Origin of the sequence: Nocardia sp. CY15 (assembly GCF_009829295.1) — a bacterium.
In the GTDB taxonomy this organism is placed as follows: Bacteria; Actinomycetota; Actinomycetes; order Mycobacteriales; family Mycobacteriaceae; genus Nocardia; species Nocardia sputi.
This window is the reverse complement of record NZ_VUOT01000028.1, coordinates 1-15,482: the sequence shown is the minus strand read 5'-3', so window position 1 is coordinate 15,482 and position 15,482 is coordinate 1. Positions and strand designations below refer to the sequence as shown.

Genomic DNA, 15,482 nt, shown 5'->3' with positions numbered 1-15,482 from the left:
AAGGAGGAGCCATGACCACCGAGCGCAGCGCAGCGGCAACGGACGTCGCCCACGAACGCAGGATCACCACCGCGCTGTTCGCGGCCGGTCTCACGACTTTCGCCTCCATGTACAGCGCCCAGGCTCTGCTGCCGAGCCTCTCGGCCGCGTTCGGCGCGACGCCTGCGCGGGCGGCGCTGGCGGTATCGCTCACCACCGGCTTCCTCGCGCTGGCGATCATCCCGGTGAGCGCACTCTCGTCCCGGATCGGCCGGACCGAAGTGATGACCGGCTCCGCGATCGCGGCGGCGGCGATCGGATTGCTGCTACCGCTGAGCCCGTCGCTGGAGTTGCTGCTCACCGGACGAGCGCTGCAAGGCATCGCGCTGGCGGGCGTGCCCGCCGTGGCGATGGCCTATCTGGCGGAGGAGATCGGCGGGGACGGGCTGGGCACCGCGATGGGCGTCTACGTGGCAGGCACCACGATCGGTGGGCTGGCCGGGCGATTGATTCCGGCGTTCACCTTGGACCTGGCGTCCTGGCGGTGGGCGCAGGCAGTGGCCGCGATCGCCGCCGCCGGCTGCACGGTGTGGTTCCTCCGGTGGCTGCCGCCGTCTCGCGGCTTCGTGCCGCGGCCCGCCGGAATGCGCACGGTACTCGGCGATCTCGGGAGCCAGTTGCGTCATCGCGGGTTGCTCGCGCTGTTCGGGCTGGCGTTCGTCCTGATGGGTGGATTCGTCTCGGTGTACAACTATCTCGGCTACCGGCTGACGGCCGCGCCGTTCGGGTTGCCGGAAGCACTGGTGGGGCTGGTGTTCGTGCTGTATCTGGCCGGCACCGCGGCGTCGGCGGCGTCCGGTCGGCTGACCGACCGGATCGGCAGGCAGTGGGTGCTCACCGTGTCGCTGTGCCTGATGACGATCGGGCTCGTGGTGACGATTCCCGACCACCTCGGCACCGCGCTCCTCGGCGTATTGCTCTACACCGCGGGATTCTTCGGTGCGCACACTGCGGCAAGCGCATGGGTGGGCGCGATGGCGCAAGGCAATCGGGGCGCGGCCTCGTCGCTGTATCTGTTCGCCTACTACCTCGGCAGCGCGGTCGTCGGCGGTGCGGCAGGCATCGTCTACGCCCGCGCGGAGTGGCTCGGCCTGACCTGCGGCATCGGTGCGCTGATGGTCATCGCGGCACTGTTGCTGTGGGTATCGCACCGATCGCAGCGCCGCGCGCGCAGACCATGCACACGAATCCCGCGCGGGAATCGTCGCCGGTCGAGGCTTGACCGCTGAGCCGAGATGTCCCGGGACACCGCGGCCGAACTATCTGGCCGTGCGCGTATTCGCGGGCCGCTGCCGAGTCGGTTGCCCAGGTGAAGGCTGTGATCGTTCTCCGCGACTCGGATACCGAGTTCACCAACGCGGGGTCAGGGCGCCTAGAGCGCCCAGCGCGACCGCTGCCGCGGTGGAGGTACGCAGCACCGTCGGACCGAGCAGAGTCACGTCCGCGCCCGCCTCGGCCAGGGCGGTGAGTTCGGTGTCGTCCAGCCCGCCTTCCGGGCCCACCACGAGGACGATTCCGGTCGCGTCGGCGAAGGGCAGTTCGGTGAAGCGGGCCGTGCCGGACTCGTGCAGCGCCGCGATGATCGCGCCGTCGGCCTTCGCCGTGCGGACCACCTCCAGCAGGTCCTTGGTGCGGTGCAGGTCGGCGACCTCGGGGATGTAGGCCCGGCGGGACTGACGGGCGGCCGAGCGGGCGGCGGCCCGCCATTTGCCGACGCCTTTGGCGGCTTTGCCCTCCCAGTTCGCGACACAGCGCGCGGCCTGCCACGGGATGACGGCGTCGGCGCCCGCCTCCGTCATCAGCTCGACCGCCAGCTCCGAACGGTCGGACTTCGGCAGCGCCTGCGCGACGGTCACCGGCGGCGCCTGCGGGGCCGCCAGCACCCGGTCGCGCACCGCGAGCTCGAGCCGGTCACGGTACGCGGCGACGACTTCCGATTCGGCGAGCACACCGCGCCCGTCGGAGAGGGTGATCGGCTCGCCGACCCGGATGCGGCGCACCGTGGCGGCGTGCCTGCCTTCCGGGCCGTCGAGCACCGCGACCGCGCCCGGCTGGGGCACCTCGTCGAGGTAGAAGACCGTCGCGGCCACCTAGCGTCCGCTGAACGAGGCCCGCAGCCGCGCGAACAGGCCGCTGTTGTGCTCGGACTGCGCCGACATCACCTCGGCGCGCTCGCGGTCCCGCATTCCCTTGTATTTGCGCAGGAGTTCGGTCTGCTTGCTGTCCAGCTTGGCCGGGATCACGATGTCCAGGTGCGCGAGCAGATCGCCGCGCGCGCCGGAGCGCAGCCGCGGCATGCCGTGACCGCGCAGCACCGAGATCTCGCCGGGCTGGGTGCCCGCCGGAATGGTCAACTCGGTCGGACCGTCCAGGATGGTGTCGATCACCACGGTGGTGCCCAGCGCCGCGTCGACCATCGGCACCCGGATGGTGCAGTGCAGATCGTCACCGTCGCGGACGAAGACGTCGTGCGGTTGCTCCACGATCTCCACGTACAGGTCACCCGCGTGACCGCCACCCGGGCCGACCTCGCCTTGCGCGGCCAGCCGCACCCGCATGCCGTTCGCGACGCCGGCGGGAATCGGCGCGGCGATCTCGCGGCGCGCGCGCACCCGGCCGTCACCGCCGCACTTGTGGCACGGGTCCGGGATGGTCTCGCCCGCGCCCCGGCACGTGGGGCACGGGCGCGACGTCAGCACCTGGCCGAGGAAGGATCGTTGCACGGACTGGACTTCGCCCGCGCCGCCGCAGGTCTCACAGCGCACCGGCTTGGAGTTACCGTTGGTACCCGAGCCCTGGCAGATGTCGCACAGGATCGCGGTGTCCACGGTGAGGTGCTTGGTCACGCCGACCGCGCACTCGGCCAGGCTGAGCCGGGTGCGGATCAGCGAATCGGCGCCCGGCTGAACCCGGCCACGCGGCTTGCGCGCGCCGGTCGTCCCGCTCATGCCGCCGAAGAACGCCTCGAACACGTCGCCGAGCCCGCCGAAGCCCGCGCCGTTGAAGCCGGCCCCGCCCGCGCCGGATTCCATCGGGTCGCCGCCCATGTCGACGATGCGCCGCTTCTCCGGATCCGACAGCACCTCGTAGGCGGTCGACACTTCCTTGAACTTGGCCTGCGCCGCCTCGTCGGGGTTGACGTCGGGGTGGAGCTCACGCGCCAGCTTGCGGTATGCCCGCTTGATCTCCTGATCGGTCGCGTTCTTCGCGACGCCGAGCAGTCCGTAGTAGTCCCGTGCCACTTGAGTTCTCTAGTCCTTGGTCGTTCTCGACAGTGCCGCCGGTGCCCGCGCCGGATTCGAAACGCGCCGACAACAGCATTAGTCTTGTGCACTCAACTTTATCCGCCCGAAGGGTCGAGCGTAGCAGTGGCATCGCCGACCGGTGTTCAGGTCAGCGCTCGGCGAGGACCTCGCCGATGTATCGGGCGACGGCCGCGACCGACGCGATCGTGCCGGGATAGTCCATCCGCGTCGGGCCCAGCACACCCATACCGCCGAGCACCGCTCCCGCCGCGCCGTAGCCGGTCGACACAACAGACGTCCCGCGCATCTGCTCGACCTGCGTCTCCTCGCCGATGCGGACCGTGACCGTCCCCGGCTGCTGGGCCGCCGCGAGCAGCTTGAGCACGATCACCTGCTCCTCCAGCGCCTCCAGAACCGCCCGCAAGGAGCCGGGGAAGCCGAAGTCGGCGGCGTTGCGGGTGAGGTTGGCGGTGCCGCCGAGCACCAATCGTTCCTCGGGATGTTCCACCAGCGTCTCCACCAGTACCGTGGACACCCGCACCAGCACGTCGCGCAGCCGCACCGGCGCGCGCTCGGGCAGCTCCGCGACCGCCGCCGAGGCCGAGGCCAGGCGTTTGCCGTCCATGGCGCCGCCGAGCATGCCGCGCAGCGCGGCCAGATCCTCGTCGTCGATCACGGCGCCGAGGTCGACCAGTCGCTGATCGACGCGGCCGGTGTCGGTGATCACCACCAGCAGCAGGCGCGCGGGATTGAGCGCGACCACCTCGATGTGACGCACCGTGGACGCCGAGACCGTGGGGTACTGCACGACGGCGACCTGCCTGGTCAGCTGGGCCAGCAAGCGGACGCCCCTGCGCAGCACGTCGTCGAGGTCGACGCCCGACTCCAGGAACTCCATGATCGCCCTGCGCTCCGCCGCCGACAGCGGCTTCACCTCCGAGATCCGGTCCACGAACTGCCTATAGCCTTTGTCCGTCGGGATCCGGCCGGAACTCGTGTGCGGCTGTGTGATGTAGCCCTCGGCCTCGAGCACCGCCATGTCGTTGCGCACCGTCGCGCTGGAAACACCCAGATTGTGCCGCTCGACCAGCGTCTTCGACCCGATCGGCTCCTTGGTCGCGACATAGTCCGCGACGATCGCGCGCAGGACCTCGAAGCGCCGATCCTCGGTGCTCGACATCGGCCCCACCTCCTCGCTGACTCTCCGGTCTCGCCGTAGCCGGCGCAGACGGCCCACCTCATCGCCCACCTCATCGCAGGCGAATCCCGGGTGGTCTGTCGATCCAGTCTAATTGTCGGCAGCCGGATCGCCGCTCGGCAACGCACCGCTCGGCGCGACGGTCAGCGGCTCCGACCACCGCGAGCCACGGCGCCGGGTCGGGGGACCAGCGACGCGTGTCCGACATCCCGCTTTCCCCGCTCAGCGCCTCCGTCCTGCCCGACCTGGTCGATAACGAACGCGGCGCGGAACATATCGCCAAGGCGGACAACATGATTCGGCAGCTCTACAAGATCTGCCCGGAGCGGAGTACCGCCTCGAGCAGCGGATCATCAGTCAGCGGCTGAAGCAGGTGCGCCGCGCTGACCAGGCCGGAACCGAAGCGCCGCACGATCATCATGATCGCGCGGCGCTGAGGTATTCAGGATCCGTCGACATCGGAGATCCGTCGCATTCCGTCCGGCGCTTTCGCACCGCGTACGGAGCTCTGGCTACCGAAATGACACAGGACCGCGGCGGTCGTGGACCAGCCGTAGCGGTCAGCCGCAGTCGCCGACTTTCGCCTGCTTGCCCGCCAGGGCGTCGAGACCGAGCATCGCCAGCAGCGACTCGCAGTCAGCGGCGTTCTGCGCGTAGCTGGCCACGGTGCGGGCGGCGACGGCGCATTGGCGCGCATTCTCCGCTCTCTCCGCTGCCCGCGCCACCGCGAACTCGCCCGGCTCATGGATAAGAGTGATGTGTCGTGCCGACGCCATTTGTCTCCTTGGGGTTGGTCGCAGACTACGCGGCCGGTGGGCAACGCGGTACCGGAATGGAATGCGCGGTTCGCCGGACCACCGAACGGTGGTGCGGAATCGGGCTCGTCCGACAGGAAGCGCAAACGCTCGCGATCCATTGGGCCAGTTGCTTTTCGCGAGGCCGGTGTGCATACCGCCTCGAGTGGCGCGCATCAGTCGAGCAATTCGCGGACGACACCGTCGGCGAGGAGGCGGCCGCGATCGGTGAGGACGAGCCGGTCGTCGTCGGTGCGCAGGGCCAGGCCGTCGGCGACCACCCGGCCCACCGCGGCGATGGCGGAGGACGCCAGATCCGCCAGGGGCAGGCCGGTGCGCAACCGCACGGCGAGCATGACTCGTTCGGTGTACCGCTCGTCGTCGCTGAGCGCTTCCCATCCGGCCGCGGGCAGACCGCCCTGGCCGACTCGGTCCGCGTATCGCGCGGGGTGTTTGACGTTCCACCACCGCACTCCCCCGACATGGCTGTGCGCGCCGGGACCGGCGCCCAGCCAGTCGCCGCCGTCCCAGTAGCCGAGATTGTGCCGGCAGACCGCCGCCGCGCCTGCGGCCCAGTTCGAGACCTCGTACCAGTCGAGCCCGGCCGCGCGGAGCCGGGCGTCGATCCGTTCGTAGCGCGCGGCGAGCACGTCGTCGTCGGGCGCGGGCAGTTCGCCGCGGCGCACGCGCCGGGCCAGCGCGGTGCCGTCCTCCACGATCAGCGAATAGGCCGAGACGTGGTCGACACCGGCGTCGAGCACCGCGTCCAGGCTGGCGTCGAGATCGGCGTCGCGCTCGCCCGGCGTCCCGTAGATCAGATCCAGATTGACGTGCTCGAAGCCGGCGGCACGCGCTTCCCGCGCCGCGGCCACCGCCCGGCCGGGGGTGTGTGTGCGGTCGAGCACCCTCAGCACGTGTTCCGCGGCGGACTGCATGCCCAGCGACACCCGCGTGAACCCGGCCTCCCGGATGCGCCGGAAGAACTCCGGCGAGGTGGATTCCGGATTGGATTCCGTGGTGATCTCGGCGTCGGCGGCGAGGCGGAACTCGCCGCGCACCGCGTCCAGCACCGCGGCCAGACCGTCGCCGCCCAGCAGCGAGGGCGTTCCCCCGCCGACGAACACGGTGGACACCTCCGGTGTCGCGGTGGGCAGCGCCGCGAACTCCCGCGCCGCGGTCGCCAGCTCGCCGCGCAACGCCGTCGACCACGACTGCGGCGAGGCCGAGCTGCCGAGCTCACCCGCGGTGTAGGTGTTGAAGTCGCAGTAACCGCACCGCGTCGCGCAGAACGGCACGTGCACGTAGATCCCGAACGGCCCGTGGCCGAAGTCACGCACCACCGGTGCGGACGTATCGGTGCTCGCGGACGCGGCGGAAGAACTCACCTGTCCAGTGTGAACGCCACGGTGTTCACGCCGACGTCCGGGACTCCGCCGGGCGTCGGCGAGTCTCCGGTTGCGACCGATGCGCTCACCGAGCACCCGACCCTCGTATCCGTGGGATCACCCCGGTGATCGGCCCGGTGATCGGCCCGCAGCGCAGACCAGGCGCACCGTGACCAGTCGCCGACATCGCCGGCCACGGGAAGCGCGCGGCGATCGAACCGCCGCGCCTTCTCCTCGGCGAGCGCGGCGCACCGTCGGCTGACCCTTCGCGCGGCTAGCGACCGGGTCAGTCCGTCACGATGGGAGTGTTCTGGTTGGCGGTGAGCACCCAGCGGCCGTCCTCCTTGGACATCACATACATCGGGGTGCCTTCCCTGTCCAGGTCGCCCGCGGGGGTGAAGTAGCGCTGGCGCACCTTGACCGCCGCGACGTCGGGGCGGATGAACAAGACGTGCTCGACTTCGTAGGTCGCCTTGCCGTGCGCACCGGACCCGGGCAGCACCGCGGCGGTGAACTCGGCGATGGCGGCGCGCCCGAAGAGGCGCTTGCCGTGCCCGGTGGTCCAGATCGCGTCCTCGCGGAACAGAGCCGCGAATTCCTCGACCGACTCGGTGCGCTGAACGTGTTCCACGGTGGCGACCACCGCGCGGATGGCTTCGATCTCGGCGGCGGTGTCGACAGTTGGTGTACTCATGGTGGCCAGCCTCCTACCTCGAGCTGACTCGAGGTCAAGCGGCGTGCGCGGTCTCACTGACGACCCAGCGGACGTATCACGCGCCCGGTTCGGCGCGCGAACTATGACAGCCGTCACAAACCGGGTCGAGCGTCCAGGGAATTTCCCGCCAAGATGCGGGGAATACCGGATGCGGGGTCGGAAGGCCAGCGCTGACGTGGCACAATGGGCCGCATGCGCGCTTTGGGAGTACGACTTGTGGCACGTCGCCACGTCGATTACAAGCGCGTCTGTAGCGCCTGCTGTCTGTCCGGTTCCCTCCGGTAGTTCAGCGCGCCCGATCCCCGGCCTCCGGCGATCCCGACTCCATCGGCCCGCTGACACCGCAGGTGTGAGTCAGCCCCTCACGCCCTCAGCAGGATGTACCACCCACCCCGCAGGAGCGACCCCATGACGTCGAGCACCGACGCCGGTCCGACCGATCAGCCCACGCCCGGATCCGAGCCCGGGCCCCGCGCGCGCCCCGAACGCCCGGCATCCGAACGCCGGGTCCGCCCGGACCGCCCGCGTCCCGAGGCGACTTCCACGGGACCGCGCGCCCGCACCGGCAAGCCGGTGCGCCGCAAGGCCGAGGGCCAGTGGGCGCTGGGCTACCGCGAACCGCTGAACCCGAACGAACAGTCCAAGAAGGACGACAACCCGCTCAACGTCCGCGCCCGGATCGAGAACATTTACGCCAAGACCGGATTCGACGGCATCGACAAGGGCGATCTGCGCGGCCGGTTCCGCTGGTGGGGTCTGTACACCCAGCGCGAGCAGGGCTACGACGGCAGCTGGACCGGTGACGAGAACATCGACGTGCTCGAGGCCAAGTACTTCATGATGCGCGTGCGCTGCGACGGGGGTGCGCTGAATGTCGCGCAACTGCGCACGCTCGGGCAGATCTCCACCGAGTTCGCCCGGGACACCGCGGATCTGTCCGACCGGGAGAACGTGCAGTACCACTGGATCGAGGTGGAGAACGTCCCCGAGATCTGGAAGCGGATCGAAGCGGTCGGCCTGAAGACCACCGAGGCGTGCGGCGACTGCCCGCGCGTGGTGCTCGGTTCCCCGCTCGCGGGCGAGTCGCTGGACGAGGTCATCGACCCGACGCCCGCGATCGAGGAGATCGTGCGCCGCTACATCGGCAAGAAGGAGTACTCCAACCTGCCGCGCAAGTTCAAGACCGCGATCTCCGGCCAGCAGGACGTGGTGCACGAGATCAACGATGTGGCGTTCGTCGGCGTGGTGCATCCCGAACACGGCCCCGGTCTGGATCTGTGGGTCGGCGGCGGCCTGTCCACCAACCCGATGCTCGCCAAGCGGGTCGGCGTATGGGTGCCGCTGGAGGAGGTGCCCGACGTCTGGGAAGCCGTCGTGTCGCTGTTCCGTGACTACGGCTACCGCCGCCTGCGCACGAAGGCGCGCTTGAAGTTCCTGATCAAGGACTGGGGCATCGAGAAGTTCCGCCAGGTGCTGGAAGACGAGTACCTGAAGCGCAAGCTGATCGACGGCCCCGCGCCGCAGCAGCCGACCAAGCCGATCGACCACGTCGGCGTGCAGCGGCTGCGTAACGGGCTCAACGCCGTCGGCTTCTCCCCCATCGCGGGCCGGGTGTCGGGCACCGTCCTGACCAAGGTCGCCGACGCGGTCGAGCGGATCGGCTCCGATCGCGTCCGATTCACCCCGTACCAGAAACTGATCGTGCTCGATGTTCCCGACGACCAGGTCGACGCGCTGATCGAGGAGCTGGAGCCCCTCGGCCTGCAGGCGCGGCCCTCGCTGTGGCGGCGCAACCTGATGGCCTGCACGGGCATCGAGTTCTGCAAGCTCTCCTTCGCCGAGACCCGCAAGCGGTCCCAGGCGCTGGTGCCGGAGCTGGAGGAGCGGCTTGCGGATCTGAACGCGCAGCTGGACGTTCCCATCACGATCAACATCAACGGCTGCCCGAACTCCTGCGCCCGCTCGCAGATCGCCGACATCGGGTTCAAGGGCCAGCTGGTCGACGACGGCGCCGGGAATCAGGTGGAGGGCTTCCAGGTTCACCTCGGTGGCAGCCTCGGCTTCGACAGCGCTTTCGGGCGCAAGCTGCGTCAGCACAAGGTGACCACCCAGGAACTCGGCGACTACGTCGAGCGGGTGGTGCGCAACTTCGTCAAACACCGTGCGGATGGCGAACGGTTCGCCCAGTGGGCGGTCCGCGCCGACGAGGCCGACCTCAGATAAGTGTCGACGGGAGATCAACTGTGACCACCGAACTCGTGGAGAAGCTGTCCGAGGACGAGCTCCGTGCCATCGCCGAGCGCGGGGCCGCCGAACTGGACGGCGCGTCGGCGACCGAACTCTTGCAGTGGACCGAGGACACCTTCGGCACGAACTACATCGTGGCCTCCAACATGCAGGACGGCGTGCTGGTGCACCTGGCCGCGGGAATCCGCGCCGGCGTTGACGTGCTGTTCCTGGACACCGGCTACCACTTCGCCGAGACCATCGGCACCCGCGACGCGGTGGAGGCCGTGTACGGAGTGAACGTGGTCGACGTTCGGCCGGAACATACAGTGGCCGAACAGGATCAGCTGCTGGGCAAGGATCTGTTCGCCCGCGAGCCGAACGAGTGCTGCCGGTTGCGCAAGGTCGTCCCGCTGCAGAAGTCGCTGGCCGGATACAACGCCTGGGTCACCGGCATCCGCCGGGTGGAGGCCCCGACCCGGGCGAACGCACCGCTGATCTCGTTCGACGAGGGTTTCGGACTGGTGAAGATCAACCCGATCGCGCCGTGGTCGGACGAGCAGATGCAGGACTACATCGAAAAGCACGGCATCCTCGTCAATCCCCTGGTGGAGGAGGGGTACCCGTCCATCGGCTGCGCTCCGTGCACCCGGAAGCCGGAGCCGGGAGCCGATCCACGCAGCGGGCGTTGGGCCGGTCTCGCCAAGACCGAGTGCGGGTTGCACACAGCATGACCGAGTCAGGGCCCGGAGGAGGCAGCCTGCGTAACCACGCAGGGCCCCCTCGGGCATGCACGAATAGACACAGCATGACCGAGTCATGGCCCGGAGGAGGCAGCCAGCGTAACCACGCAGGGCCCCTCGGGCATGCAGAAAAGAACACAGCATGACCGAGTCAGGGCCCGGAGGAGACACCATGACCGAAACCATTCGACGCGAACGCCATCTCGGCATCAGCGATTTCGACACCCTCGCCGCGCTGGAGTCCGAGGCGATCCACATCTTCCGTGAGGTGGCGGGCGAGTTCGAGCGGCCGGTGATCCTGTTCTCCGGCGGCAAGGACTCCACCGTGCTGCTGCATCTGGCGCTGAAGGCGTTCTGGCCCGCTCCGCTGCCGTTCGCGCTGCTGCACGTGGACACCGGGCACAACCTGCCCGAAGTGCTCGAGTTCCGGGACAAGGTCGTCGAGCGCTACGGCTTGCGCCTGCACGTGGCGAAGGTGGAGGACTACCTGGCCGACGGCAGGCTCACCGAGCGCCCCGACGGGATCCGCAACCCGCTGCAGACCGTTCCCCTCCTGGACGCGATCAGCGAGCACCGTTTCGACGCCGTGTTCGGCGGTGGCCGCCGCGACGAGGAGCGCTCGCGCGCCAAGGAGCGGATCTTCTCGCTGCGCAACGCGTTCGGCCAGTGGGATCCGAAGCGGCAGCGCCCCGAGCTGTGGAACCTGTACAACGGACGCCACGCGCCGGGCGAGCACGTGCGCGTGTTCCCGCTGAGCAACTGGACCGAACTGGACATCTGGCGCTACATCGCGCGCGAGGACATCGATCTGGCGAGCATCTACTACACGCACGAGCGTCCGGTGTACCTGCGCGACGGCATGTGGATGACGCCCGGCGTGTGGGGCGGCCCGCGCGACGGCGAAGTGCTGGAGACCCGGTCGGTGCGCTACCGCACCGTGGGCGACGGGTCCTCCACCGGCGCCATTCTTTCCGACGCGGCCGACAACGAGGCGATCCTCGCCGAGGTCGCCGCGTCCCGACTGACCGAACGTGGCGCGACCCGTGGTGATGACCGGGTTTCCGAAGCCGCGATGGAAGACCGCAAGCGAGAGGGTTATTTCTGACATGTCCGACCTATTGAGGCTGGCCACCGCCGGTTCTGTCGACGACGGCAAGTCCACTCTGGTCGGACGCCTGCTCTACGACACGAAATCCGTTCTGGCCGACCAGATCGACGCCGTCACCCGCGCGTCGGTGGACAAAGGTCTGGCCACACCGGATCTGTCGCTGCTCGTGGACGGGCTGCGCGCGGAACGCGAACAGGGCATCACCATCGATGTCGCCTACCGGTACTTCGCCACTCCGCGCCGCTCGTTCGTGCTCGCGGACACCCCCGGGCACGTACAATACACCCGCAACACCGTGTCCGGCGCGTCCACCGCGCAGTTGGTGATCCTGCTCGTCGACGCGCGCAAGGGCGTCATCGAGCAGACCCGCAGGCATGCCGCCGTGCTCGCGCTGCTGGGTGTGCCGAAGCTGGTGCTCGCGGTGAACAAGATCGATCTGGTGGACGACGCCGCCGGCGTGTTCGCCGCGATCTCCGCGGAGTTCAACGAGCTCACCCGCACACTGGGCTGGTCGAGCGAGGACGTGCTGGAGATCCCGGTCTCGGCGCTGCACGGCGACAACATCGCCACCCGCTCGGACAACACCCCCTACTACGACGGCCCCTCGCTCATCGAGCATCTGGAATCGGTGCCGGTCGACGCCGACAGCACCGGCAATCACGCTTTGGGCTTGCGGTTCCCGGTGCAGTACGTGATCCGCCCGCGCACCGCGGAGCACCCGGACTACCGCGGCTACGCAGGGCAGATCGCCGCGGGCGCGGTCGCTCCGGGCGACGAGGTCGTGGTGCTGCCTTCGGGCATCCGTACGACCGTGGAGCGGATCGACACCCCCGACGGCGAGCTCGCGGTGGCGCAGGCCGGACGCAGCGTCACGCTCATCCTGGCCGACGATGTCGACATCTCCCGGGGCGACATCATCGCCTCGACCGCCGACGCGCCCGAGCCCGTCGATGCCTTCGACGCCACCGTGTGCTGGCTGGGTGACAAGCCGCTGCGCCCCGGCGCGCGACTGCTGCTCAAGCACGGCACCCGGACCACCCAGGCGATCGTCGGCACGCTGCTGGAGCGTTTCGACGAGCAGCGCCTGGCGGCCGATCCCAACCCGGAGTCGTTGGCACTCAACGACATCGGGCGCATCTCGGTCCGGGTCGCCGAGCCGATCCCGGCCGACGACTACCGGGCGAACCGGCACACCGGCAGTTTCCTGCTGATCGACCCGGCCGGCGGGAATACGCTGGCGGCCGGTCTGGTCGGCGACGTGCTGTCCGCCGTCGAGGTCGGCGCCGGAGCCTGACATGGCTGTGTCGCGAGCTCTTTCCGGCGCCTTGCCGGTCGTGCGCGCGAGCGCACCGGGCCGCTCGGGTTCCGCGACAGCCCGGCTCGGTCGCCCACCGGCGGTACTCGGTGACAGCCCACGGCCGCCCGCGCTGATCGCGGTCGCTCACGGCAGTCGCGATCCACGCTCGGCGGCGACCGTCGCGGAGGTGGTCGCCGCCGTGGCGGTCGCTCGGCCGGATCTCGACGTCCGGACGGCGTTCCTCGATCTCACCGCCCCGTCGGTCGAACAGGTCGTGGCTGCGGTCGCCGCCGAGGGACACACGCACGCGGTGGTTACCCCGCTGTTGCTCGGCAGCGCCTTCCACGCCAGGGTCGACCTGCCCGGCCTGCTGGCCGCGGCCCGCGCCCGTCATCTCGGGCTGCGCCTGACCCAGGCCGACGTGCTCGGCGCGGGCCCCGGGCTGATCGAGGCGTTGCGCGACCGGGTACTCGCCGCCGGTGGCGAGGCCGGGCACCTCTCGGGGGGCCGGCGTCTCGGTGTCGCGGTCGCGGCGGTCGGATCGTCGTCGACCGCCGCCAACACCCGGACCGCCGAAGTCGCCACCCGCCTGCGCGCCCGCACCGGCTGGCACACCGAGATCTGCTTCGCGACCACCGAACCGTCGGTGACCGAGGCGATTTCGCGACTACGCGCCCGCGGCGCGGACCAGGTGCTGATCGCGCCGTGGTTCCTCGCACCGGGACTGCTGACCGATCGCCTGGCCGACGCCGCGCCGCAGGCCATCCACGCGGACGTTCTCGGCGCGCATCCGGCCCTCACCCAGGTCATCTTGGACCGCTATCACGCGGCGATCGCGCAGACCCGCGCGCTTTCTGCCTGACCGGACGTTCTCGGAGAAGTCTTCCGGTCTCGGATGATCGCGGACACGCTTGCTTCCGAATCGTCCGCGCCGACCCACGCGCGCGTCCGACGGACACTGATGCTAGGAACTCGGGATGGCCGAAACGTCTTTCCGCACCACCTCCTGCGCCAGCCACGGACATCCCGAGTTCACCGTCGTGATCACCGAGACGCAGTTGCCGGGCATGGAGAGCTGGCTGCTGTCCTACTTGGAATCCTCTGTGGCGGAGGGCACGCGGTATCACCCCGGTGAGACGATCCGGATCGGCTGGAATCTGATCCGGGTGCGCGGGCGCGACGACGGCACGCTGGGGCTGGCCGAACGCGCCGATGCGCAGACCTGGGTCGAGCAGGTCGATCGCACGCTGCGCGACGTCTGGTACCAGCGCGAGGTGGCGGCAGGCGTAGGCCTGGCCGAGCGCCTCGACTTTCCGGGCGAGGACCAGCAGGCGATCGTCTCGTCGTGCGGGCTCGAGTCGCCCGTGCTGGTTCTGGCCCGCACCGAGCCGGACGACCCGGAGTTCTCCGGCTGGTCGGTCGAGTGCTTCGAAGACCACGCACACCGCTCGTCGTACTACACCACCCTGCTGGAACTGGCCACCGCCATGCCATTCGCGGTGCAGTTCTTCGCGCTGCCGGTCTCGACCACGGTGCTGATCGAGAGCCCCGGCATGACCCCGACCGGCACCATCCGCCCGCACATCGTGGACGCGGACGGCGTCGAACTGTCCCCGATCCCGGGCTCCTACCTGGACCACCTGGTCAACGGGACGCCGAGCGGCTAGCGGGTCGGCGCATGCGGTGGTGACGCCACTGGTGCCTTGCGCTACCGGCGGCCGACGCCGTTGCCAACTCACGAGGGCAAGGCACTCGCCTGCGCCGACTCGACGCCATCCAACTCCGAGGGGCTGGCCTGGTCACCTCGCAGATGGGATCGGCGGACGACGGCCCGTAGGGCCATTTCATGCCTCCGCGGCGGCGCGTCCACCACGAGTCGAGCGGTGGCGGCTCAACCGAGCAGGTCGTCGACTATGGCGCGCGCGGTGGCGACGCCCCGCTCGTCACCCAACTGCCGTGCGTTGTGCGCCGCGGCGATGACCGCATCCAATTCGAACGCGACGGCATCGGCGGCGCGGCCGCCGAGATGCCCCTGCTCCTGAGTACGGTGAATCTCCTTCACCAGCCACGCGAGCCAGTCCCGACGGTCTTCGGCGATGGCATCGCGCACCGGTCCCGGCTTGCTGTCGAATTCGGCGAGGGTCGCCACCCGGAAGCACCCGCCGGGGAATGCCGGGTCGGTCACCTGGCCGAACCAGCGCTCGACCAAGGCGCGCAGGCGCGGTAGTCCCGCGGGCTCGCTCAGGCTCGGCGTGATGACCGCGTCGATGAAGACCTGCCGCGCGGATCCGACCGCCGCGAGTTGCAAGCTCTCCTTGCTGCCGAAGAGGGTCGCGATCCCGCTCTTGCTGAGCCCCAGATCCGTGGCCAGTCGGCCGATGCTGATGCCGTTGAGCCCTTCCACGGACGCCACGTCGGCGGCGCGGCGAGCGATCGACGCCCGTGCCCGCGCCCCTTTGGCCAGGCGCTGATCGGTGTCGCGAGGCTGACCGCCTGCGGTGACGGACTTGGTCATACAGGTCATTGTTCCACTCCGCCATTGCACATACGAACGTATGGTCGTACGTTAATTGAACGAACGATCGTGCGTTTTGTTTCCCACTATCCGAAGGAATCTCAATGACCATGTCAAGCCGCAGCTCGGATTCCGTTGATGCTCGGGGGCTGGGTGTCGAAGGGGCGGTTGTCGCGCAGCAGTGCCCACAGCACGTCGACCAGGCGCCGGGCCAACG

General features: G+C 69.6%; 15 protein-coding genes. 8 read left to right on the top strand and 7 right to left on the bottom strand.

What is annotated here, in order from left to right; genetic code table 11:
* The first annotated feature begins 11 nt into the window (after positions 1-11).
* Positions 12-1,268 (top strand): MFS transporter, encoded by a 1,257-nt coding sequence (locus GVY39_RS25675; protein ID WP_159929090.1) that lies wholly within the window; start codon positions 12-14, stop codon positions 1,266-1,268.
* A gap of 120 nt (positions 1,269-1,388) precedes the next feature.
* Here the strand turns inward: GVY39_RS25675 and GVY39_RS25670 are convergent, their stop codons facing one another.
* The 3 genes from GVY39_RS25670 to hrcA all read right to left on the bottom strand — a co-directional run bounded on the left by GVY39_RS25670 (position 1,389) and on the right by hrcA (position 4,464).
* Entirely contained in the window at positions 1,389-2,129 is a 741-nt protein-coding gene (locus tag GVY39_RS25670; RefSeq protein WP_159929092.1) for a 16S rRNA (uracil(1498)-N(3))-methyltransferase, read from the bottom strand.
* The gene (gene dnaJ / locus GVY39_RS25665) at positions 2,130-3,281 is read right to left on the bottom strand and encodes a molecular chaperone DnaJ (RefSeq protein ID WP_159929094.1); all 1,152 of its coding nucleotides are present in this window, start codon (positions 3,279-3,281) and stop codon (positions 2,130-2,132) included.
* A 151-nt stretch (positions 3,282-3,432) separates the two neighbouring features.
* A complete protein-coding gene (hrcA, locus tag GVY39_RS25660; RefSeq protein WP_159929096.1) occupies positions 3,433-4,464 on the bottom strand; it encodes a heat-inducible transcriptional repressor HrcA in 1,032 nt (343 codons plus the stop codon).
* A 215-nt stretch (positions 4,465-4,679) separates the two neighbouring features.
* Between hrcA and GVY39_RS25655 the strand changes: the two genes are divergently transcribed.
* Positions 4,680-4,850, top strand: coding sequence for a hypothetical protein (locus tag GVY39_RS25655; protein ID WP_159929098.1), 171 nt, complete (start codon positions 4,680-4,682; stop codon positions 4,848-4,850).
* Positions 4,851-5,042: 192 nt separating this feature from the next.
* Here GVY39_RS25655 and GVY39_RS25650 read toward each other — a convergent pair whose 3' ends face one another.
* The 3 genes from GVY39_RS25650 to GVY39_RS25640 form a co-directional block, all read right to left on the bottom strand.
* Entirely contained in the window at positions 5,043-5,258 is a 216-nt protein-coding gene (locus tag GVY39_RS25650; protein WP_159929100.1) for a hypothetical protein, read from the bottom strand.
* Between the two features lie 194 nt (positions 5,259-5,452).
* The gene (hemW, locus tag GVY39_RS25645; protein ID WP_159929102.1) at positions 5,453-6,661 is read right to left on the bottom strand and encodes a radical SAM family heme chaperone HemW; all 1,209 of its coding nucleotides are present in this window, start codon (positions 6,659-6,661) and stop codon (positions 5,453-5,455) included.
* 286 nt (positions 6,662-6,947) lie between these two features.
* Complete coding sequence (locus GVY39_RS25640; RefSeq protein WP_159929113.1) at positions 6,948-7,355, bottom strand: SgcJ/EcaC family oxidoreductase; 408 nt, start codon at positions 7,353-7,355, stop codon at positions 6,948-6,950.
* 429 nt (positions 7,356-7,784) lie between these two features.
* On the opposite strand from GVY39_RS25640, the gene GVY39_RS25635 reads away from it, so the two are divergent.
* The 6 genes from GVY39_RS25635 (at position 7,785) to GVY39_RS25610 (ending at position 14,417) form a co-directional block, all read left to right on the top strand.
* Entirely contained in the window at positions 7,785-9,599 is a 1,815-nt protein-coding gene (locus tag GVY39_RS25635; RefSeq protein WP_159929115.1) for a nitrite/sulfite reductase, read from the top strand.
* A 20-nt stretch (positions 9,600-9,619) separates the two neighbouring features.
* On the top strand, positions 9,620-10,336 hold the full coding sequence (locus tag GVY39_RS25630; RefSeq protein ID WP_159929117.1) for a phosphoadenylyl-sulfate reductase: 717 nt from the start codon (positions 9,620-9,622) through the stop codon (positions 10,334-10,336).
* 181 nt (positions 10,337-10,517) lie between these two features.
* On the top strand, positions 10,518-11,450 hold the full coding sequence (gene cysD, locus GVY39_RS25625; RefSeq protein WP_159929119.1) for a sulfate adenylyltransferase subunit CysD: 933 nt from the start codon (positions 10,518-10,520) through the stop codon (positions 11,448-11,450).
* Position 11,451: 1 nt separating this feature from the next.
* A complete protein-coding gene (locus tag GVY39_RS25620; RefSeq protein ID WP_159929121.1) occupies positions 11,452-12,747 on the top strand; it encodes a sulfate adenylyltransferase subunit 1 in 1,296 nt (431 codons plus the stop codon).
* A gap of 1 nt (position 12,748) precedes the next feature.
* Positions 12,749-13,612: a sirohydrochlorin chelatase gene (locus GVY39_RS25615; RefSeq protein ID WP_159929123.1), complete on the top strand. Its 864-nt coding sequence runs from the start codon at positions 12,749-12,751 to the stop codon at positions 13,610-13,612.
* A 115-nt stretch (positions 13,613-13,727) separates the two neighbouring features.
* Positions 13,728-14,417 carry a hypothetical protein gene (locus tag GVY39_RS25610; RefSeq protein ID WP_159929125.1) on the top strand — a complete coding sequence of 230 codons (690 nt, stop codon included), beginning with the start codon at positions 13,728-13,730 and terminating at the stop codon, positions 14,415-14,417.
* A 224-nt stretch (positions 14,418-14,641) separates the two neighbouring features.
* On the opposite strand, the gene GVY39_RS25605 is transcribed toward GVY39_RS25610, so the two are convergent.
* Complete coding sequence (locus GVY39_RS25605; protein ID WP_159929127.1) at positions 14,642-15,265, bottom strand: TetR/AcrR family transcriptional regulator; 624 nt, start codon at positions 15,263-15,265, stop codon at positions 14,642-14,644.
* Positions 15,266-15,482: the final 217 nt, after the last annotated feature.